Annotated in this window: 23 protein-coding genes; 13 read left to right on the forward strand and 10 right to left on the reverse strand. The window is 58.1% G+C overall.

What is annotated here, in order from left to right; genetic code table 11:
- Positions 1–206 precede the first annotated feature (206 nt).
- Positions 207–737, reverse strand: a complete 531-nt coding sequence (locus tag ABSG47_RS10380) for a protein-disulfide reductase DsbD domain-containing protein (RefSeq protein WP_424169537.1) — start codon at positions 735–737, stop codon at positions 207–209.
- Positions 737–1,384 (reverse strand): TlpA family protein disulfide reductase, encoded by a 648-nt coding sequence (locus tag ABSG47_RS10385; protein ID WP_424169539.1) that lies wholly within the window; start codon positions 1,382–1,384, stop codon positions 737–739. Before ABSG47_RS10385 ends, ABSG47_RS10380 begins: the two co-directional genes overlap by 1 nt.
- A 78-nt stretch (positions 1,385–1,462) precedes the next feature.
- On the opposite strand from ABSG47_RS10385, the gene ABSG47_RS10390 reads away from it, so the two are divergent.
- From ABSG47_RS10390 to ABSG47_RS10425, 8 genes are all read left to right on the forward strand, one after another.
- Complete coding sequence (locus ABSG47_RS10390) at positions 1,463–2,470, forward strand: KpsF/GutQ family sugar-phosphate isomerase (protein WP_424169541.1); 1,008 nt, start codon at positions 1,463–1,465, stop codon at positions 2,468–2,470.
- Between the two features lie 55 nt (positions 2,471–2,525).
- Complete coding sequence (locus ABSG47_RS10395) at positions 2,526–2,969, forward strand: hypothetical protein (protein WP_424169543.1); 444 nt, start codon at positions 2,526–2,528, stop codon at positions 2,967–2,969.
- 66 nt (positions 2,970–3,035) lie between these two features.
- Entirely contained in the window at positions 3,036–3,170 is a 135-nt protein-coding gene (locus tag ABSG47_RS10400; protein WP_424169545.1) for an AbrB/MazE/SpoVT family DNA-binding domain-containing protein, read from the forward strand.
- 75 nt (positions 3,171–3,245) lie between these two features.
- Positions 3,246–3,596 carry an endoribonuclease MazF gene (mazF, locus tag ABSG47_RS10405; protein ID WP_424169547.1) on the forward strand — a complete coding sequence of 117 codons (351 nt, stop codon included), beginning with the start codon at positions 3,246–3,248 and terminating at the stop codon, positions 3,594–3,596.
- A 75-nt stretch (positions 3,597–3,671) separates the two neighbouring features.
- Positions 3,672–3,938 (forward strand): ribbon-helix-helix domain-containing protein, encoded by a 267-nt coding sequence (locus ABSG47_RS10410; RefSeq protein WP_424169549.1) that lies wholly within the window; start codon positions 3,672–3,674, stop codon positions 3,936–3,938.
- The gene (locus tag ABSG47_RS10415) at positions 3,908–4,240 is read left to right on the forward strand and encodes a type II toxin-antitoxin system RelE/ParE family toxin (RefSeq protein WP_424169551.1); all 333 of its coding nucleotides are present in this window, start codon (positions 3,908–3,910) and stop codon (positions 4,238–4,240) included. The genes ABSG47_RS10410 and ABSG47_RS10415 overlap by 31 nt, the downstream gene beginning before the upstream one ends.
- 215 nt (positions 4,241–4,455) lie before the next feature.
- Positions 4,456–6,261: a proline--tRNA ligase gene (locus ABSG47_RS10420; protein ID WP_424169553.1), complete on the forward strand. Its 1,806-nt coding sequence runs from the start codon at positions 4,456–4,458 to the stop codon at positions 6,259–6,261.
- Between the two features lie 118 nt (positions 6,262–6,379).
- The gene (locus ABSG47_RS10425; protein ID WP_424169555.1) at positions 6,380–8,761 is read left to right on the forward strand and encodes a transglycosylase domain-containing protein; all 2,382 of its coding nucleotides are present in this window, start codon (positions 6,380–6,382) and stop codon (positions 8,759–8,761) included.
- Between the two features lie 21 nt (positions 8,762–8,782).
- Here ABSG47_RS10425 and ABSG47_RS10430 read toward each other — a convergent pair whose 3' ends face one another.
- The 3 genes from ABSG47_RS10430 to ABSG47_RS10440 all read right to left on the reverse strand — a co-directional run bounded on the left by ABSG47_RS10430 (position 8,783) and on the right by ABSG47_RS10440 (position 14,475).
- Positions 8,783–13,483 (reverse strand): Lhr family helicase, encoded by a 4,701-nt coding sequence (locus ABSG47_RS10430; RefSeq protein WP_424169557.1) that lies wholly within the window; start codon positions 13,481–13,483, stop codon positions 8,783–8,785.
- A 71-nt stretch (positions 13,484–13,554) separates the two neighbouring features.
- Positions 13,555–14,103, reverse strand: coding sequence for an adenine phosphoribosyltransferase (locus ABSG47_RS10435; protein ID WP_424169559.1), 549 nt, complete (start codon positions 14,101–14,103; stop codon positions 13,555–13,557).
- 90 nt (positions 14,104–14,193) lie between these two features.
- Positions 14,194–14,475, reverse strand: a complete 282-nt coding sequence (locus ABSG47_RS10440; protein ID WP_424169561.1) for an acylphosphatase — start codon at positions 14,473–14,475, stop codon at positions 14,194–14,196.
- A gap of 112 nt (positions 14,476–14,587) precedes the next feature.
- Here ABSG47_RS10440 and ABSG47_RS10445 point away from each other — a divergent pair, with 112 nt between their 5' ends.
- Genes ABSG47_RS10445 through ABSG47_RS10455 form a run of 3 tightly spaced genes read left to right on the forward strand, consistent with a single transcriptional unit; the run spans position 14,588 to position 16,322 of the window.
- On the forward strand, positions 14,588–15,202 hold the full coding sequence (locus ABSG47_RS10445; RefSeq protein ID WP_424169563.1) for a hypothetical protein: 615 nt from the start codon (positions 14,588–14,590) through the stop codon (positions 15,200–15,202).
- Positions 15,192–15,590, forward strand: coding sequence for a transcriptional regulator (locus ABSG47_RS10450; RefSeq protein ID WP_424169565.1), 399 nt, complete (start codon positions 15,192–15,194; stop codon positions 15,588–15,590). The genes ABSG47_RS10445 and ABSG47_RS10450 overlap by 11 nt, the downstream gene beginning before the upstream one ends.
- A 51-nt stretch (positions 15,591–15,641) precedes the next feature.
- A complete protein-coding gene (locus tag ABSG47_RS10455) occupies positions 15,642–16,322 on the forward strand; it encodes an inner membrane CreD family protein (protein WP_424169567.1) in 681 nt (226 codons plus the stop codon).
- Positions 16,323–16,399: 77 nt separating this feature from the next.
- Here ABSG47_RS10455 and ABSG47_RS10460 read toward each other — a convergent pair whose 3' ends face one another.
- Positions 16,400–17,194, reverse strand: coding sequence for a hypothetical protein (locus ABSG47_RS10460; RefSeq protein ID WP_424169569.1), 795 nt, complete (start codon positions 17,192–17,194; stop codon positions 16,400–16,402).
- A gap of 93 nt (positions 17,195–17,287) precedes the next feature.
- Between ABSG47_RS10460 and ABSG47_RS10465 the strand changes: the two genes are divergently transcribed.
- Positions 17,288–17,866, forward strand: a complete 579-nt coding sequence (locus ABSG47_RS10465) for an anthranilate synthase component II (protein WP_424169571.1) — start codon at positions 17,288–17,290, stop codon at positions 17,864–17,866.
- A gap of 8 nt (positions 17,867–17,874) precedes the next feature.
- A complete protein-coding gene (locus ABSG47_RS10470) occupies positions 17,875–18,858 on the forward strand; it encodes a hypothetical protein (protein ID WP_424169573.1) in 984 nt (327 codons plus the stop codon).
- A gap of 3 nt (positions 18,859–18,861) precedes the next feature.
- On the opposite strand, the gene ABSG47_RS10475 is transcribed toward ABSG47_RS10470, so the two are convergent.
- From ABSG47_RS10475 to ABSG47_RS10490, 4 genes are all read right to left on the reverse strand, one after another.
- The gene (locus ABSG47_RS10475) at positions 18,862–19,398 is read right to left on the reverse strand and encodes a hypothetical protein (protein WP_424169575.1); all 537 of its coding nucleotides are present in this window, start codon (positions 19,396–19,398) and stop codon (positions 18,862–18,864) included.
- 112 nt (positions 19,399–19,510) lie between these two features.
- The gene (locus ABSG47_RS10480) at positions 19,511–20,704 is read right to left on the reverse strand and encodes an N-acetylglucosamine-6-phosphate deacetylase (protein ID WP_424169577.1); all 1,194 of its coding nucleotides are present in this window, start codon (positions 20,702–20,704) and stop codon (positions 19,511–19,513) included.
- Positions 20,679–21,470: a 6-phosphogluconolactonase gene (locus ABSG47_RS10485; RefSeq protein WP_424169579.1), complete on the reverse strand. Its 792-nt coding sequence runs from the start codon at positions 21,468–21,470 to the stop codon at positions 20,679–20,681. The genes ABSG47_RS10480 and ABSG47_RS10485 overlap by 26 nt, the downstream gene beginning before the upstream one ends.
- 28 nt (positions 21,471–21,498) lie before the next feature.
- Positions 21,499–23,127, reverse strand: a complete 1,629-nt coding sequence (locus ABSG47_RS10490; RefSeq protein ID WP_424169581.1) for a family 20 glycosylhydrolase — start codon at positions 23,125–23,127, stop codon at positions 21,499–21,501.
- Between the last annotated feature and the right edge of the window lie 171 nt (positions 23,128–23,298).

A 23,298-nucleotide genomic window follows, 5' to 3' on the forward strand; every position in this document is an offset into this window, starting at 1 on the left:
CAATTAGTAAACACTGTAAATCAACGATAAATTACACAAAAACAATCACATAGCGGCATAATTTCCCACTCTTCGGAAAACAGCCTGCCCGGGAAAACAAAAAGCGAAAGTTGTTCCAGCAAAATCCTCAAACGCTGCCGTCCCAGGCCGCAACATTCGAGCATCTCTCCCGAAGGTATAAAGTTCGGATGCCCCACCCGGTTTACTTATTTTCCGATGATATCGATGGCGACGGTTGCCGTTTTTGGCGGCATGCATTGTTGCTGGTCGCATGCCTGATAGCGAAGCTTTGCTTCGACGAGGTGATCGCCTGGGGCCGCGGTGATGCGGGCCTGGATGGCGAAGTCGCCTGTGTAGACGCTGAGTTTGCTTTCGGGGTCTGCGGGGAGCGTGAAGTCGGTTCCCTGCGGATAGGTTGCGGCGTCGAGCTTGACGCCTGATTCGGCGGGAATGCTGAGCGCGGTTGGGATGAGCGACTCGTCTTTGGGGGAATGCGAGTTGACGTGCAGGCCCGGCGCGACGCGGAAGTGAAGCACAACGGCTGTGGACTTGCCCGCAGGGGCGGTGATCTGCTCAGGATAGAGATACTGGACGGCTTCCTGCTTGAGGGGAAGACGGTCGGACTTGGCTGGATCCGAAAACTGGGCTTGCAGAGACTGGCTGGGGGATTGCGCCGCCGTGCAGCAGATGGCTGTGGAGCAAACTATCCGAAGCCATGCGGATCGTGTGAGCAACATTACTTCCCTGCCTGGGCTGTGGTCTTTGCGAGGGATTTCTGGATCTTGCCTTCGATTTCGTCCTTGGAGACGATGCCGGTCTGCGTGGCGACGATGATGCCATTGCGATCGACATAGAAGGATGAAGGCATGGCGTCGAGGCCGCCGTAATCCTTGGCGATGCTGTCACCATTGATGAGCACGGGATATTGCATGTGCTGCTGCTGGGCGAACTTGCTGATGGCGGCTTTGTCCTTGGCCCAGCCGTCCTTGTCGTCGTCGGTGAGATTATCGGCTTCAGAGGAGATGCCCAGGATTTCGAAGCCTTTGGACGCGTATTGCTGGCGGAGCTCGACGAGCCAGGGAGTTTCAAGCTTGCAGGGGCCGCACCAAGTGGCCCAGAAGTTGATGAGCACGGCTTTGCCTTTGTAGTCGGCGAGCGAGACTTTTTTACCGTTGAGATCCTGGAGAGTGAAGCTGGGCGCGGGTTTGTTGAGCAGCGGCGAGGGAGGGCCGTCGTCGCCGCCGATGACGAGCTCGGGCGGCATGGTGGCGGCCATGACTTTATCCGCGGCCTGGCGGCGGTACTCGAAGTTAGCCCAACCTGCCCAGGCGAAGCCGGCGAGGACGAAGAGGGTGATGCCGAGGACGATGGTATTGCGCTTCACTAGACTGAACCTCGTGGGATTGAACCCTGTGATCCATTGTACGGCGGGAGAGATTGGGAACGATAGAATGGATAACCAATGCGACAAAAGAATGACAAGAATTGTGCGGACGAGCGGATGACACCGGCTGATCTGGTGCGGACAGAGGCTGCGGCGCTGATGGCGCTTGCGGAGCGGCTGGATGGGCCGATGGCTGAGCTGTTTTCGCAGGCGGTGGAGCTGATTATGCGCTGCGGGACGGTGAATGGCCGCATTGTGGTGACCGGAATGGGCAAGAGCGGGATTATTGCGCAGAAGATTGCGGCAACGCTCAGCTCGACTGGATCGCCGGCGCTGTTTCTGCATCCGGCGGAGGCGGTGCATGGGGACCTGGGCGTGCTGATGCCGGGCGATGTAGTGATTGCGCTTTCCGCGAGCGGCGAGACCGAGGAGATTCTGCGGTTGCTGCCGGTGCTGAAGCGCAAGGGTGATGCGCTGGTGAGCTTCTGCTGCGATCTGGGCTCGACGCTGGCAACTGCGAGCGATGTGGCGCTGGACTGCGGCGTGGAGCGCGAGGCGTGCGGAATGAATCTTGCGCCGACGGCCAGCACAACGGCCATGCTGGCACTGGGCGATGCGCTGGCGATTGCCGTGAGCCTGCGAAAGGGATTCAAGGCGGAGGATTTTGCCGATCTGCACCCAGGCGGCAAGCTGGGCAAGAAGCTGGCGAAGGTTCGCGAGCTGATGCATGCGGGCGATGCGGTGCCGGTGGTGAGGCCGGGAACGCCGATGACGGATGTGATCTATGAGATGTCATCGAAAAAATTGGGGATTGCGACTGTACAGGAAGATGGAAAGCTGCGGGGCGTGATCAGCGATGGGGACCTGCGACGGCTGCTGGAACGCGAGGGCGGCGCGGCGCTGAGCAGGACTGCCGGCGAGGCTATGCATGAGCAGCCGGCGACGATTGCGGCGGATGAGTTGGCTGCGCGAGCGTTGGCGATTCTGGAAGAGCGGAAGATTACTTCGCTGATTGTGGTGGATGATGCGGGGCGCGTGGAGGGTGTGGTGCATCTGCATGATTTGTGGGGGATGGAGTTGATTTAGAAACAAATTGTCAAAAAACAGTGGTCGGTGGTCAGTCCGATACGAGGAGGAATTAATGGCCGTCGTCTTTAAGCGAGTTCCTTACGAAACGCTCAATAGCCGTCAAAAGGAAACGTATAACTTTCAAAAGCTCTCGGCTGTTTTAGCGGAGTTCGGTTATTTGACAATTCGCCTGAGCGACGATTGGAATGGGGCCGATTTCATTGCTCAACACTTCGAAACAAAGGAATTTCTCAAAGTCCAACTCAAGAGCCGGTTGACTTTCGACAAGAAATACCACGACAAAGACTTGCATATCTGCTTCAAAGATGGTGATCAAGGCGATTGGTATCTATACAACCACCAGGAATTATTGGAAAAGGTCATCCGGCAAATCGAGGAATCGAAGACCTGGAAAGACGACAGAACATATCACTACCCAAGTCTCTCAAGGGAGATGAAGGAGCTTTTGAAGCCATATCGCATTCCCATTTCAGAAGCCTCCGTGGTTCGCTTATGAAATTCCAAGGCAACTTGATCCGTGAGATCCGATTGGCTGTATCATTTTGATCTAGGAGTACTTCGCATGACTACCCAAATCGTTCGCGTAGGAAACACGCTTACGGTCGAGATTCCCGATGAACTTGCTGCGCAAGCTGAGTTAACTCCGGGCCAAGCTGTCGAGTGGGTGTTCGAAGCCAAGGAAGAGAAAGACGCTTGAGGAACTCCTGGAGGGGGTTCCCGAAGGAACGCGCATTCCGGAAAACGATTGGGGATCTCCCCGTGGGGCTGAAGTTTGGTAGAGCCATACTGCCCCGACAGTGGCGACTTCATCTGGATTAACTTCGATCCACAGGCAGGACATGAGCAGGCTGGTCATCGGCCTGCGATTGTACTGTCACCAAGGTCATTCAATCGCAGGGTCTCGCTGGCATTTATCTGTCCAATCACTTCCAAACGGAAGGATTATCCCTTTGAAGTCATGCTGCCGCCGCACCCGCGATTGAAGGGGGTCGTGCTGTGTGAGCATTTGCGAAGCCTGGATTGGCAGGCCCGCAAGGCGACGTTCATCGGCAAAGCGCCAGAGAACCTTCTTATAGAGATTCGGGACGTGGTTGCCGCAATCGCAGGCATAGATTTCGAGTGATCGAGTGGTGTGTATTCAGTTTTCTGAGATTTAGTCCATATTGACACGCTGCCATTCCCGTCCTACGCTGGCAATATGCAAATCGAGCTCACACCCGAGCAAAATTCCTTCATAGACCTGGGAATCCAGCAGGGGCGCTTTCAGAACTCGGAAGAAGCGGTACAGCAGGCCTTGGCGCTTTGGGAAAAAAGGGAGCGCGCCCGCATTGAATTGTTTGCTTCGCTCGGCGAAGCACAAAGGTCTCTCGATGCCGGCGAAGGTGAGGAATACACCATCGAAACCTTGCCTAAATTAGCCGAATCTGTCAAAGCATGGGGCAGGGCGAGGCTCGCCGGAAAATAGTGCGCGTAAGGCTCTCAAAACAGGCCAGGGTCGACCTGAACGAAATCTGGCTCTACATCGCGAATTCAAGCAGCGATGCGGACACGGCAGATCGTCTCACAGAGGCCGTCTCCGAGTGTCTTGCACTACTTGGCCGATTTCCTTATCTCGGAAAGAGTCTCCAAGACAGCACCTATCAAAATGTACGTACATTTCCGGTGCAGAATTACGTCATTTTTTATGAAGTTCTGCCCGGTAAGGTTCGCATTCTGCGGATTATTCACAGCAGCCGTGATGCCTTCGCGGTGTTTGCCGGGGAATAGAGTTGATTCAGTCCTCCATTGACATGCAGCCGCAACAGTCCTACGCTTTCTACATGCGAATCGAGCTTACCCAAGCAGAGCTGATGGCGCGCCGCTCATCCAAAGTGCGACCTCCCTGCCTTTGCGCCCTTGCCCAGTAACGCCCAGTAAAATAATCCCTGACTCAGTTGTTTCCACGCGCCATTGAACTGGCGGGAAAGTTTGCGCGTTTTTCTATGCATCGTTGGTCAAAGATTTTTGTTCCTACTCTTCGCGAGGCCCCGGCGGATGCCGAAGTGGCCAGCCACAAATTTCTACTGCGTTCGGGCTATATACGGCAGCTTGGCGCGGGAATTTACAACTATCTCTTTCTTGGGCAGCGGTCGCTAAACAAGATCATCGCGATTGTGCGCGACGAGATGGACAAGATCGGGCAGGAGTTTCTGCTGCCGGGCATTTTGCCGAAGGAGCTATGGGTCGAGAGCGGACGCTGGACGGGCATGGGCGACAACATGTTCCGGCTTAAAGACCGCAAGGGCGCGGAGTTGTGCCTGGGCATGACGCACGAAGAGATTGTGACGGGGATTGCGCGCAATGAGCTGCGAAGCTACAAGCAGCTTCCGCAGATCTGGTATCAGATACAGACGAAGTATCGCGATGAGCCGCGACCGAAGAGCGGATTGCTGCGCGTGCGGCAGTTCACGATGAAGGATTCGTATTCATTTGACCTGAATGCGGCCGGGCTGGACACGAGCTACAAGCTGCATGATCAGGCGTATCGCAATATCTTTACGCGGAGCGGGCTGAAGTTTGTGGTTGTGGAGGCGGATTCTGGCGCGATGGGTGGCTCGCAGTCGCAGGAGTTCATGGTGTATACGGATGCGGGCGAGGACCTGATTGTAAGCTGCCCGGTGTGCGGGTATGCGGCGAATCTGGAGAAGGCGACTTCACGACTGGAGCCGGTGACCGAGATGGAGCCGACCGGCGACGGTATGCCGGAGCTGGTACACACGCCGGGGTGTGCGGCGATTGCGGATGTGGCGGCGTTCTTCAAGATTTCACCGGCTAGCGACATCAAGTGCGTGGCGTATATGGCGTTGAAGCATGGTGGACCAGACTCGAAAAACGGGAGCAAGCCGGATACGTGGCATGGCGTGGCGGCGTTTCTGCGCGGCGACCACCAGGTAAATGAGACAAAGCTGCTGGGCGCGATTGGCGCTGCGGAGCTGCGAACGATGCAGGCTGAGGAGCTGGAAAAATATCTGCATGGACCGGCGGGATACCTGGGACCGGTGGGGTTGCAGCATGATGCGAAGCCGCTAGGTGAGGGACTGACGGTTGTTGTCGACAAGTCACTGGAGGGCCGGAAGAACCTGGTCTGCGGCGCGAACAAGCAGGACTATCACCTGCGGAATGTGACGCCGGGGCGGGATTTTACGTGGACGCTGAGCGCCGATATTCGCAGCGTGAACGAAGGCGAGGCTTGTCCCGTAGATAACTGTGACGGCAAGCTGGTTGTGGGCAAAGCCGTGGAGGTTGGGCACATCTTCAAGCTCGGTGACAGGTATACGCAGTCCATGGGCGCGCGGGTGCTGGACGAGAACGGCAAGGAAGTAACGCCGATCATGGGCTGCTACGGAATCGGCATCGAGCGCATTCTGACGGCTGCGATTGAGCAATCGAATGATGCGAATGGGTTCTGGCTGCCGAGTTCGATTGCGCCGTTCCAGGTGGTGGTAACGGTGACGAATATTGCTGATGCTGCTCTAAAAGAAGCGGGCGAGAAGCTGGCTATTGCACTGGAAGATGCCGGAATCGACGTGGTGCTGGATGACCGCGACGAGCGTGCGGGAGTCAAATTCAAAGATGCCGACCTTGTCGGGATTCCGTACCGCATCAACGTAGGCAAGAAGGCGGCGAGCGGATTGGTGGAGCTGGTATCGCGCGCGAAGGCGCAGAGCACGGACGTGGCGCTGGATGCGATTGTGCATGAGGTTAAGGCGCGGATTGCCGAAGAACAGCTATTAGCTGTCAGCTCTTAGCTTTCAGCTCATTGGTGATGGATTGAACTTGTCGCGAAAGAATCAATCGAGGGATGGCTCGAATTACGGATGAATAAGCTAAAGGCTAATAGCTAGCGGCTGTATTACAGGAGCGGCGATGGCGTTGAAAATAAAAATTAAATCTGTGGCGGGTAAGGGCTCGCTGACATCGCTGATTCTGCGCATCCTGCTGATCTGTGTTGCGGTAGTGGCGATTGTCGTGCTGACCATAGGCGGTATTGTTTATTTCAAATACGGCAGCATTGTGGATGCACGTCTGAAGCAGCCGTTATTTACCGATACGGCGAAGATTTTTGCGGCTCCGCGCGAGGTGCGCGCAGGACAAAAACTGAGCGTAAGGCTGATTGCCGATGAACTGCGGGAGGCTGGCTACTCAGAGCAAGGTGCGCAAAAGGATTCACCGCTGGGAATGTATCGCGAGTCGGGCCAGTCAATCACGGTGTATCCGGGACCGCAGTCGTATCATGCGCCGGACAATGCGACGATCCATGTGTCCGGCGGCGTGGTGGAATCCATGACGGACGATCATGGAGAGCAGTTGAGCAGCTATGAGCTGGAGCCACTGCTGATCACGGGTTTGAGCGAGGACGCGAACCGCACGAAGCGCAGGCTGATTACATACGACGAGATTCCGCAGAACCTGGTGCATGCGGTGCTGGCAATTGAGGACCGGCGGTTCTTTGAGCACAGCGGCGTGAACTACATCAGCATGGCAGGATGGGCATGGCACAACCTGATTGGAGATCGCAAGCATCGAGGCGGAGCATCGACGCTTACGATGCAACTGGCGAAGCTATTGTTTGTTGCGGATAACGGGACCATCCGATACAAGGTCACGCAGATCATGGTGGCCTTTCACCTGGAGCACCACTTTACGAAGCAGCAGATTTTTGAAGCGTATGCGAACCAGATCAACCTGGGCCAGCGCGGCAGTTTTTCAATTGATGGCTTTGGTGAGGCAGCGCAGTCGTATTTCGGCAAGGACTTGCAGCAACTGGATCTGGCGCAGAGCGCGATGCTGGCGGGCATAGTTCAGCGGCCAAACTACTTTAACCCCTGGCGTCATGCGGATCGCACGATTGAGCGGCGCAACCTGGTGCTGGATTCCATGGTGGAGACCGGCGCGATTACCAAGGATGAGGCGGAGCACGCGAAGGCGGAGCCGCTGAAGCTGGCCACCGGCAGCGTGGATGCGAGCGAAGCGCCGTACTTTGTGGATCTGGTGCATGAGCAGTTGCTGGACAAGCTGGGCGACCGTGGAGCGAATCTGAATGGGCTGCGAATTTATACAACGCTCGATCCGGATTTGCAGCGTACAGCTACCACGGCTGTTGAGAGCACAATCCACCAAGTGGATGAGCAGGTGGACAAGAAGCACGCGAGGGACAAGAAGGCAGGCAAATCGTATCCATATCCGCAGGTAGCGCTGGTGGCATTGAATCCGCACACTGGACAGGTGCTGGCGATGGTTGGCGGCAGGAGCTATGGAACATCGCAGCTGAATCATGCGACGGCGAAGCGGCCAACGGGCTCGATCTTCAAGCCGTTTGTGTATGCCAGCGCCTTTGCGACCGCGGTGGAAGGCACGATGCTGACGGGCCAGGACAGATTGTTTTCGCCTGTTACGATGCTGAACGATGCGCAGTCAACGTACAACGTGGGCGGGCAAGAGTACACGCCGCGCAACTTCGAGAGTGAGTACTACGGTGAGATCACGGCACGCTTCGCGCTGATGCGGTCAGACAATAATGCGACGATCAGCCTGGCCTCCATGGTGGGATTTGACCGTGTGGCCGCGCTGGCACGCGCGGCAGGCGTGAAGAGCGCTCGGGGAACACCGTCGATGGCGATTGGCACCTACGATGCAACGCCGCTCGATATGGCGGGAGCATACACGACTTTTGCGAACCAGGGGCTGCACATTGATCCCTGGATGCTGGCCAGCGTGCGGGCATCTTCCGGCGATGTGATTTCGGACTACACGCCGACTTCTACGCAGATACTCGATCCACGCGCGGCCTTTTTAATCACGAGCATGATGCAGGATGTGCTGCGCGGCAAGGGTACTGGCGCAGCGGTGCGCAGTATGGGCTTTATTTCGCCGGCGGCGGGCAAGACCGGAACTGACCACGATGCGTGGTTTGCGGGGTACACGAGCAATCTGATCTGCATTGTGTGGGTCGGCAACGATGACTACACGGATATCAAGCTGCAAGGCGCGGAGGCGGCTGCACCAATCTGGGCGGCGTTTATGAAGAAGGCTGTGCAGCTACCGCAGTACTCGGACACAAAAGAATTTTCACCACCGGATGGCGTGCAGATTGTGAGCCTGGATAAGACCACCAATCTGCTGGCGGATGAAACCTGCCCGGATGATTACTCTGCTGCATTTCTCAATGGCACGGCGCCTACCGATACGTGCGATCATCCGCCGGACAAGCGGAATATCTTTCAGAAGATATTTGGGCTGGGAAAATAAGCCGGGAAAATCAAGCCGCAGTTATTGCAATTCGCTGGGATGAGTTTCCGGCTGCGTTGCAAGCGACGGAATGCGACGAAGATTCATTCCGAGCGGGCCAGCATGAAAGCCTGCATCCATGAGAAAACGCGCGAGCGGATGAACTGCGATGGGCAGGCCGTTCACGGTGGAGATCAACATGCCGAGACGCTCGCCGGCTTGCAGGCGCTGCTGACCGCGGGCGAAGAGAAAGTGTGCGAAACCTGAGGCTACGTGCGTGCGATCCGGCTCGTCTGTGGGCAGAAAGACGAGCAGGTTCGGATTGTCGCGACGGAGCCATGCGATGAGCTCGCCGTTGCGAAGAATGACTTCCGCGTAGGCGGCGCGGGTGAGAATGCGCGGAGCGGATTCGGCATCCTGCTGCGCGACGGACGGGCTGGGCCAGGGCAACACTGAACCGTACGGATTGGCGGGATCGGTAGCTGCGATGTGTACGAATTCCGCTTTGTCCAGATCGGCAGCGGTGCGGAGGCGACGTAGAAGATCGACTGCGGATGGCAACGCGAACTGCGTTGCGCCGAGACCGGCTACAAAGTAGCCGCGGCGGATGCGCCCGCTTTCTTCAAGAGCCTTGAGGACGTCATAGACGGCGCTGAAACCGCCGGGGATGTTTTCCGCGGATGCGTGCTCGCGCATGAGAACACCGTAGCGCTGGAGCAGTTGCAGCGCGAGAGCATGACTACGCTCCGTGGCGGATTGCTGCACGTTATTGCGTGCGACAAGCGACCAGCGGCCCTGCGCTTCCGGCGGAGTGATGCGACGGGAGCGGAATGCAACGCCAGTGTGCGCGACGCGATGCGGGCGAGTGCTCTCTGGCGGGGCGATATAAGCGCGGAGCGCGTGCAGTGAATCATTGGTGACGAGGCCACGCCAGACGAGGTTCCAGAGCGCATCGATGGAATCACCGGAAAAGCCGGAACCAACGGCTTGATGCAGCGGCTCAAAGAAGCTTGCGCCAGAGGCTTCGAGCGTGGCGAGGAGAGTTTCTTCACGCTGGGAAAGCGGGTCGGACTGCTGGTGCGGGTGGATGAGCAGAGATAGTTTATCGGTGAGATAGAGCGCGACGCGGCCGTCACGCGAGCCGAGCGATTCAACGCCGGTCCAGACGACTTCCCCGGCAGCGATAAGCGTGTCGAGCTGGGATGGATCATAGTTGGCGACGCGGGCAGGAAGAATAGAGGATTCGAGAAGAGATGCGGGCAACGGTGCGCCCTGCAGGCTTTCGATGGCATCGAGGAGCACGTCGAGATTGCGGCGCGTATGCGTGAGGCCCTGCCAGTGCGTGAGGAAGCGGGCGAATGTTGACTGCGAGACCGGTTCCACTTCTTTACGAAGGCGCGCGAGGGATTTCTGGCGGATGTGACGAAGGATCTCGACATCGCACCACTCACGGTGAACGCCGGAAGGACGGAATTCGCCTTCGAGAATGCGGCCCTCCTGCGCGAGTTGATGGAAGACGGGTTCGATCTTATCTGTGTCGAGGCCTAAGCGAGCTGCGGCTTCACGCGTGGTGAACGGACCGTGCGTGCGGGCGTAACGACGGAGGAGTTCGAGCAGAGGCTGCGCAACCGAAGGAAGAAGTGAAGCGGGAATACCTTTGGGCAGACTAACTCCGAGTGCGTCGCGGTATCGTGCAGCATCTTCGACGGCGATGAGGCGCGGCTGGCCAGCGATGGGCAGCTCTACCAGCCGGCGTGAGCGGAGAAGTTTGTCGATGTGAACCAGGAGTTCGGGCGCGGCGATGCGTTGTGCGAGCTCATCGCAAGAGAGATCGCCGAGCTTGAGCAGCAGATCGTGGATGCCATCGGCGGAACGGGCGCGAGTGGTTTCCGTAAGACACTGCGCTGAGGATTCCACTTCACGGATCGCATCTGGATCGAGAAGCTCTCGCAGGTCGGCGTCCCCGAGCAGATCGCGAAGTTGATCCTGATCGATGGTGAGAGCCTGAGCGCGGCGTTCGGCGAGAGGAGCGTCAAGATCGTATAGAAAATTGGCAACATAACTGAAGAGCAGTGAAGAGGCAAAGGGTGAGGGCTTGAGCGTGTCAACAACGTGGACGCGGGTATGGCGCTGCTCAATGGAGCGAAGGGTCTCAAGGAGCGCAGGCATGTCGAAGACATCGCGGAGACACTCACGATACGTTTCGAGCAGAATTGGAAAGGATGGATAGCGCGAGGCTACACTGAGCAAATCGTGGGATCGCTTGCGAAGCTGCCAGAGCGGCGAGCGGCGGTTGATGAATTTGCGCGGGAGAAACAGAGCGCGGCCGGCAGCCTCACGGAATCGCCCAGCGAATAGCGCGGTTGCACCGAGCTGATTGAGAACAAGCTGCATTGCCTCAGCCTGAGGAACGAGGAACCAGTCAGCTTCGGGCGGCTTGTCCGTGTCCGGGAAGCGCAGCACGAAGCCGTCATCGCCCCACATCGTTTCGACATCGGTGCGACCGGCTGCGCGAATGCGCGCAGCAACGGCCATGGCCCACGGGATGTGGATGCGACGGCCAAAGGGTGTGAGGACGCAGACACGCCAGTCACCGAGTTCATCGCGAGTGCGTTCAATGACGATGGTGCGATCGTCCGGAACGGCGTCAGTGGCGGCGTGCTGATCGTTCAGGAAAGAGATGAGGCTTTCCGCGGCGACTGGATCGAGATCGTGTTCGGCCACGAGGCGCGTCATTGCGGCGGGACGCGGCATTTCACGCAGCTCGCGAATGAGCGCGCCGATGCGAAGACCGAATTCAAGCGGACGGCCTGCGCCATCGCCCTTCCAGAAAGGCATTTTTCCAGGTTCGCCGGGAGCGGGTTCAACGAGGACGCGATCGTGAGTGATCTCCGCAATGCGCCAAGTGGATGCGCCGAGGATGAAGGTCTCATTGGTATGCGTCTCGAAGACCATCTCTTCATCGAGTTCGCCGACGCGGATTGGCTTGCCTCCTGTTTTTCCACCCGGGCCGTGCGCTAGGAAGACTCCGTAGAGGCCGCGATCCGGAATAGTTCCGGCGTTAAGGATTGCGATACTGGCTGCGCCCTCACGAGGGGTGAGCGTGTTGTGCGTACGATCCCAGGTGATGCGCGGACGGAGATCGGCGAATTCGTCGGAAGGATAGCGGCCGCTGAGAAGATCGAGCACGCCTTCAAAGGAAGATCGCGTAAGACCTGCGAACGGCGCGGCGCTCCGGACGAGGTTGTAGAGAACATCCACACTGATTTCGGGTTCGGGTGGTTTCTGGCCGCGCGCGCGAGGCTGAGCCAGGGCGGGAGGAGCGGCGACTGTGGCGACGATTTGTTGCGCGAGTACGTCGAGCGGATTGCGTGGATAGCGGGTGGATTCGATGTGGCCTTCATGCATGGCGCGCGTGACGGCGGCGCATGCGATGAGATCGGCGCGGAACTTGGGAAAGAGGATACCTTCACTGACGGCATCGACTTGATGGCCGGCGCGGCCAATGCGCTGCATGCCGCTAGCGACGGAGGGTGGAGATTCGATTTGGATGACCAGATCGACTGCGCCCATATCGATGCCGAGCTCAAGCGTGGAGGTGGCACAGAGAGCTTTTATCTGACCGGCCTTGAGCTGTTCTTCAATGATTGCGCGCTGATCTGATGCGAGAGATCCGTGATGTGCGCGGACCAGAGGCTCGCCGGCGAGATCGTTGATTGCACCGGCCAGGCGCTCGGCTGTCTGGCGGCTGTTGACGAAGAGAATCGTGGACTGGCGCGGGCGGATCAACTCCAGCAGGCGCGGATGGATTGCGTTCCAGATGGAGATGCGGCGCGGAGGCTGCGATTCCGTGCCGTCCGCGACGATTTCTGTTTCCTTCAGGCGCGCCATGTCTTCGACAGGAACTTCAATACGAAGCTTGAGGCGCTTGGGCGCGCTGGCATTGACGATGGTGACGGGGCGATAACGAAGTGAGACGGAATCGGAAGTCTCAGAGGACCAGTCAGATTCTGTAAGTGCGGATTCGACGGGGATGGGCGCGGCTGCTTCGACGCCGCCGAGAAAGCGGGCTACTTCTTCGAGCGGACGCTGTGTGGCTGAGAGACCGATGCGCTGCAAAGGCTTTTGAACGATAGCCTCAAGTCGCTCTAAAGAGAGAGCGAGATGCGCGCCGCGCTTGGTGGGGACGAGGGCGTGAATCTCATCGATGATGACTGTGTCAATGCTGCGAAGAGCCTCTGCCGCCTGCGAGGTGAGCATGAGATAGAGCGATTCCGGCGTGGTGATGAGAATGTCAGCGGGATGACGGCGGAATTTTGCGCGCTCGCTGGATGGAGTGTCTCCTGTGCGTATGGCGATGGACGGCTCGTGGAATGGGATGCCGGCATTGCGTGCGGCCTCAGCGATTCCCGCAAGGGGCGTGCGAAGATTACGCTCGACATCGACGGCGAGGGCTTTAAGTGGAGAGATGTAAAGGATGCGGGTGCCTTCGGTGCGACTCTCCAGTTGCGGATGCAGCATGAGGCGGTCAAGACACCAGAGAAAGGCTGTGAGCGTTTTACCGCTGCCGGTGGGAGATAAGATGAGGGCGCTTTCGCCGCGTGCGATCACGGGCCAGCCGATGCGTTGAGGGGCGGTGGGCTGGCCGTAGGTACGCTGGAACCACTCCGCGGTGATGGGATGAAAACAGGCGAAAGGGTCTGTGCCAGGCTCTGCTGCGGGATTGCGTGGACTACGAGCCATGCCCGTTCAGAATACGCCTTGATATCCCATCCTTTCGGTCAAGAACATCGAAAGGATGGGCAGCTCCAATACTATTCGTCGTAATGCAGAAGGCTGAAGACGTCGTACTCGGGGAAGCGGTCGCGGCCTTTGAGAAAATCGAGTTCCACGGCGAAGGCCAGGCCGGCGATCTCGCCTCCCAACTGCTGAACGAGCTTGACTGTGGCCTCCATGGTGCCTCCGGTGGCGAGCAGATCGTCGACGAGGACCACACGCTGGCCGCGCTGAATGGCGTCAAGATGGATTTCGAGCGTATCGGTTCCGTACTCGAGATCGTAGGTGACGCGGGCCACGGGAGCGGGAAGCTTGCGAGGCTTGCGGACTGGAACGAAGCCGGCGTTGAGCCGGTAGGCAAGTGCGGGTCCGAAGATGAATCCGCGGGCCTCAATACCGAGAACCAGATCGATTTTGCGCTCGATATAATGCGCCGCTAGAGCGTCAATGAGTTGCGCGAAACCGGTCTTATCCTTGAGCAGCGTGGTGATGTCGTAAAACAGAATGCCAGGCTTGGGAAAATCGGGAACGGTGCGGACAAGGGCCTTAAGAGCCTCTACGTTAATTGATTTCGATGTGTCGGACATGATGCGCCGGCTGCTCCTTGAGCGAGTATGTGGAAGAGACTAATGAGATTGAGCCGGCTTCCCTTTCGATTATAAAAGCTGGATACAGGGTTACCATGCGCCCTGGATACGGAAGGCGTCGAGCGATGCGGCTTCGCTGTCATCGAGCATGTGCTCCAGGATGTTGTCTACGCGGCTGCCGCGCGAGCCGCGACGAAGACTGGCGCGCAGATCATTGAGATCCTCTGATTCGCCGGCGGCAACAACCTCTACATCGCCTTCTTCGGTATTGCGGACCCAGCCGCGAAGATTCAACTCGCTGGCTTCACGGTGAACAAACCAGCGAAAACCTACGCCCTGCACGCGACCGCGGATAAGAAAGTGAAGCACCATACAGCGAGTTTGGCAGACGCGGAGGATGGCAGGCAAGCGCGAGGACGTGTGACTAAAAAACGCTTGACACACGCTGGCATTCGAGTTACTTTGCAATATAAAGTGAATCGGCATGGATGACCTGAACAAAGCGCTGGCGGAAATTGGCAGCATTCGCAGGCAACTGGCCCGCAGCACGGAGTTTCGCGGGTATGGACCGGCCACGCTGGCGGCGACGGCTGCGATTGCGCTGTTCGCGGCCTGCATACAAACGCAGTGGGCTCCGGAGGCCGCGCATCATCTGGACCGCTACCTGAGCATCTGGCTTACAACAGCTGCGGTGTCTGCTGCGCTCATCGGCACCCAGATGATTACGCGCGCGCATCGAGTACACTCCGGCATGGCGGATGAGATGATCCGCATTGCCGTAGAGCAGTTTTTACCGTCGCTGGGCGCTGGCGTTCTACTAACGATTGTGCTGGCGCGATTTGTTCCTGGGGCACTGTGGATGCTGCCTGGGCTTTGGCAGGTGTGCTCCGGCATCGGCATCTTTTCTTCGTGCAGATTTTTGCCGCGTCCAATGCTGGCCGCGGGAGCATGGTATTTGCTTTGCGGCCTGCTATGCATTTCGCTGGCTGGAGAGCGCGCATTGACTCCATGGGCCATGGGCATTCCTTATGGCGCGGGACAACTGATCGTTGCCGGGGCGCTATGCCGGAAGGCGCGGGAGGATGCGAATGACGACTAAATCGGCGCGCAGGCAGGCACAAAAGAGTGAGGCGCCTTTTGCCTATGAAGGGTTGGATCGCGTGATTCATGAGCGGGCGCGGCTTGGGATTCTGACTTCGCTGATGACGCATCCCAAGGGGCTTACATTTGGCGATCTGAAACAACTGTGCGCGCTGACGGATGGCAACCTGAGCCGGCATCTGAGCGTGCTGGAAGCGGAAGGCATTGTGGAGACGACGAAGGACGTGGAGCGAAATCGGCCGCTGACGCTGTGCCGCATCACTACGCCGGGGCGCAAGCGATATGTGGAATATCTGACTACGCTGGAGCAGGTAGTGCGCGATGCGGCGGCGAGTAGCAGCGAACAAAACGCGGGTGTGCGCGATCTGATGCCGACGAGGGCATAAAAAATTTGCGCGCTTACTTTGTAATACAAAGTCTAAATCAAAGGAGACAAAATGGGCGCCGTGATTGAAGATGTTTTGAATTTGCAGTCCGCTTCGAAACAACGTTCCATGGGCATAAAACTGATTGTGATTTGTGTACTGGCACTGTTGATGAATATTCCCGGTTTCTTTGTGCAGGGACTTCTGAATGATCGAATCAGCCACAACTCGCCTGTTATTCAACATCCCGATGGCAGCTCGACATTTGCCACTGTGGACTATTACCAGTCTGTGGACCGGTCACTGAAATACATCTTGCTGTTCGAGGGGCTTGTGTTTCTTACATATTTCACCTTTGAGGTGACGAGTAAAAAGCGCATGCATGCTGCGCAGTATGTTCTTGTGGGAGTGGCGCAGGTGATTTTCTATCTGATGCTGCTGTCGCTGGCCGAAAAGATCGGGTTCGATTATGCCTTTCTCATTGCGGGAGCGGCGACGGTAGGGCTTCTTTCAACCAACGCGAGTTGGATCTTTGCCAGCCGAATACAAGGACTGAGAGCTTTCGTTGTTTTCTCGCCACTGTATGGGCTGATTTATGTTCTTCTTCGGCTAAAAGACTACGCGCTGCTGGTTGGCTCGATTGCGAGCTTTGCGGCGGTGGCCACGGCGATGTACTTTACACGGCGGATTGACTGGTACAGCTCGCAGCCGCTCAATGATCCCGGCGATGCAGCTCGGCAGAATGCCGCGTAAAGGTTAAGTCTCAGTTTGAAAAAACTCCCCCTGGCGGTTGAAGGGTTCGAGCAAACCCGAACCCTTCAAAAACATTCCTACGGCTGGCGGTGGTCTTGATTTCGCTGCGCCGGCGTCCTCTGATCGACGATCTCAAACCCCGCGGGGAGCTCGAAGAGCTGCATGTCGGGATCGACAAGGCTGATATCGCTAAGCGTGAAGGTCTGCTTGCCGGTATGGGGACCATCAACGATAGAAGCTAGATTGACGCCGATCTTGTCGGCGTACCAGAACTCGCGAGTGGTGATCATGGGCCTGTCGTTCCCGAAGACGCCGACGTTGAGCGTTGTGGTGTCGCGGAAGCCTCGTGTTTCCATACCTTCAATATCTCGTGCCCCAAGCTCTTCATGGGTGGTGAAGCCGGAGTTGTCAGCCAGGGATCCCGATTGGCCTATGGCCGGATGGGCGGTGGTTTGAGCCCGTTCGGCGAAGGCCTGCAGATAGCAGCGCTGGGGATGCTGCAATAGAAAGCAGTTGTAGAGGGTGTGCTCGTTGGGGTCGGCGATCTGGATGACGTTCTTCTGAGATTTGAACCGCCCATCTTTGGGAACCAGAAGCCAGCGCTCCTCATAGATGCGGCCATTTCGGTCGCGGGCCACCTGACGCTGGTTGATGACGGTGTAGGTTCCGCCGTCGCCGAGGGGGCGCGTCCATTCCGTGTGTACGGTGGCAGTAAACGGAGCATTGACCAGCGGGGGAATATAGATGCTTTGCAGCGTTTCGGTAACGCCGCCGTCACGCATCGTCGTGTTAGCGGCTGCGGTCTGGCCGGATTGAGCGGCAATAAGGGGGCAAAAGACCCCCAACAAGGCAATTCGTGACAGGAAGTTCATGGGCACCTCCAGGCTATGCGTATCCACTATAACCTGAGTCCCGCTCATCCGCTGAAGATGTGAGCGCTAGCGGCGCGCTACACTGAAGGCACGATGATCTTTGTGCTCGATAACTACGACTCGTTTACCTACAACCTTGTTCAGTACCTTGGCGAGCTGGGCGCGAAGGTGGATGTGCGGCGGAACGATGAGTTGACCGTTGATGAGGTAGAAGCGCTCAAGCCTGAGCGTATTCTGCTCTCGCCGGGGCCATGCACGCCGCGTGAGGCGGGTATCCTTGTGCCGCTGATTCAGCGGATGGCGGGCAAGGTTCCGATCTTTGGCGTTTGCCTGGGACACCAGGCGATTGGCGAGGCATTTGGCGGCGAAGTGGTGCGTGCGCGCAAGCTGATGCACGGCAAGACGAGCGATGTGACGCATGACGGGCATGGGATATTTGCCGGGCTGCCGACGCCGCTGACCTGTACGCGGTATCACTCGCTGGTGGTGGCGGAGGAGACGCTTCCCGCGGAGCTGGAAGTGACGGCGCGGACGGGTGAGAGCGATGGAAACGGCACGGTGATTATGGGCTTGCGGCATCGCTCGCTGCCTGTTGAGGGCGTGCAGTTTCACCCGGAGAGCGTGCTGACCGAGGGCGGACGGCAGATGATTCGCAATTTTCTGGGGATGTAATTCCTTTCATGATGGGTGACCAAGTGACGTGCTATCCCAGGTCTCAGAAGCGAGATCTGGGGCACCCGGCATTCCTGGCGCTGCTGGCCTTGAGCTTGACGGCTGTGTGCGGGGCGCAGCAGGCGACGAGTGTCGGGCCGATTGCGATTGTCCCTGTTGATGCTTCTACCAATGTGACCGGCGCGCTGCAGATTACCGCGGGACAGGCGCTGATTGGCGCTAGCGGGAGTGTGACCGCTGGCGGTAAGACTACGGAAGTGATTCTGCCGCATCGCGGCGTGCTGCGGGTCTGTGCTTCTACGACGGTAAAACTGACCTCCGATACAAGTGTGCCGGCGGGCGAGACGCCGGGGTTGATGATGGGACTGGATCGCGGGGCGCTGGAGGCGAGCTTTGCCACGGGGCAGAATGCCGATGTGCTGCAGACGCCGGATTTTCGGATTTTGATCAGTGGCCCGGGTGCTGCGGAGGTCAAGATTCGGCTGGGCGAGCATGGCGACACGTGCGTGGACAATGCGGGCGTGGGTGCGCCTTATGTGCTGGTGAGCAGCGTCTTTGAAGGCGGCGTGTATCGCATACAGGCCGGCGAACGAGTGATGTTTCAGCATGGCAGTGTGCATGAGGTGGTGACAGGCGAAAAGGAATCATGCGGCTGCCCGACTGCGACAAATCCGGACGCACAGCCTGGAGCGAATGAGTTTCCAGTGGCGGCGAGCGAAGGGCTTAGTGTAGCGCCGCCTCCGATTGCGATAGCGCCGCCTGCTGGGGCGCAGAGCAAGGCGCCTGATGCTGCGATTACGACGATGGAGCATAATGCTGCGACTGTTACGCCTGAGCAGCAGGAGAAGGTTGAGCAGCCTCAGGCTGCGCCAGCGCCCGCAGCGGCTCCGGATCAAGCTCCGGCAGCGCCGCAGAAGCCTGCACAGAAATCGCGGCCAAGGTTCTCTGCGCGGGTATGGAACTTCTTCCGGCGGCTCTTCGGCGCGGAGTAAGCGCTATTGCTGCGCAGCCTGCGCCTGCATTGCGGGCTGTTGCGGCGGGGCGCTGTTTGCAGGCGGCTTCGATGCATTTGCCGACACCCCGGCGCTGTGCGTTTCAGGTTGTTGCGGCAGGGCACTCCGCTGCTGGACACTCTGCTGCTGAACTACTGGCGCCGGGGTCGGAGCCTGTAGCGTGGGGGTTGGCTTGGCGAAGTAAAAATTCACGATGATGGTGAGGATTCCAGCCACTTCCGCCACTGTGGCCCCGCCAAGCCAGTTCATGAAGGTCTTATCCAGGTCGAGCACCTTGGCTCCCCAGAGAAAGATGATGGCGAGTGTGGTGGTGGTGGCCAGGACAAAGAGACTTGTCAACGTGATCGCAATGTAGACTCTGGGATCACTTATATGGTTGCTGTGCATAAACCATGCGCCATTCAGCGCAAGAATCAGCAGCACAGCAATAATCAAAGAATAGCCGACCCAATGCCAGCCGTTTACCGGCGTGGTCGTACCATTTGGATTCGGAGCAATCTCAATCTGACCATCGGGCATGACAGCCTCCTTCGTAATTGAAAGACTCGGGGAGCGCAGTTTTTCGCGTGGGATGGATGGTATAGCAATCGCGGGCGCATTGGAAGCAAAAGTTGCGCGAGATTGGAGTTTCCTATTCAGGCATGGAATGTCTGCTATTTTTTGCGTGGGAGTGCCAACTCCGCCCCTGCACAAGCACGTCTTCGATTTCCAGCAGCTGGCTGCCTTGCTCCCAGCGAAAACGCACGAGGCCTGCACGCGCTCCAACCCGAAGCACACCACGTCCGCCCACAAAACGCCCTGGGTTCATAGTTGCCATCTGCACCGCATCCCCCAGCGCAAAGCCGGTATTTGCCGCAACGAAAGCAATCGCGTCCCCAAGCGAAGCAGTCGCTCCAGCCAGATAGCCACTCCCGGCAATGTTGAGCCGCCCATCCGCATGTAGTTCCACTCGTCCGCCAACTGGCGTTTCATACGCACCGGGCGCAAGCCCAGCCACACTCACCAGGTCCGATACCAGAATGGAGCGATGCACCGTCTTCGCGCGCAACATGGCCGTGAGCGTATCTGCCGGCAGATGATGGCCGTCTGCAATGAAGGTGGCCGTCAGCCGATCCTCCGCCAACTGTGCCCAGATCAGGTTTGGATGGCGCGGCAAAAGACTGGCAACGCCATTGCCAAGATGCGTACAGAGCCGCGCGCCTGCCTCCGCTGCCACGCGAATCTGATCCGCGGTAGCGTTCGTGTGTCCCAGTGAGGTGTGAATCCCCTGTGCGGACAAAGCACGGATATACTCCGGCGCGCCTGCGTAGTGCGGCGAAAGCGTCACCATGCCCACAAGGTTGTCGCACGCCGCCTGCCAGCGCACAAACTCGGCAATCTCAGGCGGCCGCACCTCTGTGCGTGGATGCGCGCCGCGCGGCCCATCCTCGGGCGCAATATGCGGACCTTCCACATGCACGCAGGGAATCATCTGTTCGAGCAATGGCTCTGCACGGCGCGCCGCGGCGATGATGCGCAGCTTATGGATAATCTCTTCTTCTGAAGCCGTGATGAGCGTCGGCAGAAACGTGGTGACGCCAGTCGCAAGCAAGCCGCGCGCAAGGCGCTCGATAGCGTCAATCGTGAGATCGTTCGCATTCAAGTCGCAGCCGCGATAGCCGTTCACCTGCAGATCGATCAGCCCCGGCGCAAGCCATGCCGTTTCCTCATCCGGTCCTCGATCAATGGCCGCGATATGTCCATCGGCACAATGCACCATGAGCGATTGTCCGGTGCAGGGGTCGCGTCCAGTCAACGATTTATACATGACGAAATCGGTTTTCATTCCACTCAATCCCGCCAGCGGAGTCAGGGTCAAGATAGAGGCTGCATCGTGGATGTGTGCGCAGCGCCGACGCCGGGCATATAGGATCGATGGGCTCCAGAAGCGCCCTGCGAACAGCATTCCTCTTCATGGCGCCCGGCACAGTGCAGAAGATAGCGCGCCCCGCCAGAAGCCCCGGTATGGTGATCGTGAGCGCGCGAGTCGGCACATCGTCCAGTGTGCGAAAGCATTGATCGTCCACCTGCTGCTGACGGCACTGCGCATCCAGCAGCACAGCCTTCACCGTGAGCGGATCTTCAAACTTCGCAGGAGGATCGTTAAAAGCAAGATGCCCATTTGTCCCGATGCCGCAGCAGACAATATCAACAGGCGCAGCGTTGAGCTTCGCGGCGTAATTGTCGGCTGCCTCCGCGGCATCCATGCCGGGTTCAATCAAATGCACTGCAGTAAAAGGGAGATGATCGAAAATCGCGCGGCGCAGCCACAGGCCAAAGCGCTGCGGCGCATCCGCGGCCAGCCCCATGTATTCATCCATGTGAAAGGCCGTCACGCGCCTCCAGTCCACATCCTTCTCCGCGCGCAGAGCGGCCAGCATCTCACTCTGGCTCGGTGCGGCCGCAAACACCATGCGCACATGCGGCTGTCGCTCCAGGCACGCGCGGATCTCACACGCAATATCCGCGGCTGCGCGCACGCCCATCGCATCGCGGGATTCCGCGACATGAACAGCAAGCGCATCGAACTGGGACTCTTCCCGCTCCGTCATCTCATTCCACAAAAAAATTACAACAGCTTCACTGCCCCGATTTCGTTGCCTGCATCAACTGATAAAAGCGCTCGGGATGCCTAGCTAATGAAGCCGAATAAGCCGCTGCCTGCTTCCATTGAAAAATCATCTGGTCCTTTGGCCGAAGATAGGGCAGAAGCTCTGTCTTCGCCCTCGAAAGCGGAGATCTACCGTGGTCCCAATCCCTGCTCAATGCCTCCTCCAACATTTGATCATGGTCTGCAATGACCTTGATCAACAAATCCGCTTCATCTCGCGCCTGCGGCTTTTCGGCGCGATGTTCCAGAATTACCGCCTCACGCCAGAACATTCTTTCCAGATACTCAACGCTCAGCGCAAATGCCTGAAAATCACCGAGGTTTTTCATCACCAGCGGTTCCAACTCAACCAGCAGGCTGCGCAGCCGCGTAAAGGGATTCGGCTGCGGACTCCCATCCTTCAACAAGGCTGCAAGCTGTTCGTCGCTGCTCCACGGAACCGGCAGATGCAGCCCCATCCAGGAAGCTGTCTCCCGATCTTTTATAGAAGGTGCGGCAGCGTAGATGCTCTCAAACGCGTGGCCCCAGCTTTCATTCCATTCCGCGCCGTAGTGTTTCTCCACAAAGCGATGAAATCCCGACGTCTGCGCCGTTGCCGTTCCTTGCTGGAAGGCGACAGCGGCATAGGCAAATCCGTCCCAGATCGAGTTCTGAATGTACCGGCTTGGTACCCAGTTTGTCAGGATCACTCCCAGCGATCCCGGAGCATCTTCTTCAAGATAAGCCTGGGCATACGCGTCGATGTTTCGCAACTGCTCCACGCCAACACGCGCACCCCATTTGTAATTCACCAGCGCCGGCGCCCCAATGGCGCGAGAGCCGTTGGCAACCACCTTGAGCAGAGTCTCCCGCACTCGTGCCGAGCTGTTATCCGAGTAGTTCCAATCCATGATGAGAATGTTTTTGTTGAGCTGGCCAAGAACCTCCGGCTCTTTGTGCAGCACGACATCGCCCCACACAATCCATTCCTTCCCCAACGCCTGGGCGATGTGATTCAACGAATTCAGATATTCCGCCCATATCTGAGCCCGGGTCTTCGTCTGCAGCGCCTTGCGTGAAAGCGCCGAGCCGCCCCAGTTCACCTCATCGCAACCACCATGGAGATACTTCGATGGAAAGATCGAAGCCACTTCGCGATACAGCTTCTCAAAAAGCTGCAGCGTCTCCGGATGGACCGGAATGATGCCCGTGAATTCGGAGATGCCCTGCGGATCGTTATCCAGCAGATGCGCGTATGCCGGAGCACGCGTAATGTATCCCGTGTGGCCGAATGACTCAAGCTCCGGAATCAAATCCACGCCATGACTCTGCGCATACTCCGCCAGCCCTTTTAACTGCTCAGGCGTAAGCGCATCGGTGTGCGCTGCAAGATCGGGAACGGAGGCGAAGCGGATTGCGCTTCCCTGGTCGTCCGCCAGCCGGAACTGGAGCGCATTGAGCTCCCACTCTGCGCAGAACTCGATCACCCGCCGGTAGTACTCCACGGATTCCGGTAGGCGACCCGCGTCTACCATCAGTCCTCGCATCGCTCCGCGGCCCGTAGCCTTGCCTGTATCGGCAAACAGCCGCGCACCCACAGCCATGCTGGTTGTCGTCACACCAGCTCCGAAGAGAAATTCACGCCTGCTCCTGTTTCTCATCTCTGATTTCCAGCTCCTTTTCCGTGAATCGCAGGTTCTGGTGTAGTGTCTCACTCGCAGTCCCGATGCACTCCAACCGGTTCCGCTCTCGCTTCTGGCATACACTGCATTCAATGCAATGGACACGCA

The organism is Occallatibacter sp., assembly GCF_049510455.1.
Taxonomy (GTDB): domain Bacteria; phylum Acidobacteriota; class Terriglobia; order Terriglobales; family Acidobacteriaceae; genus Telmatobacter.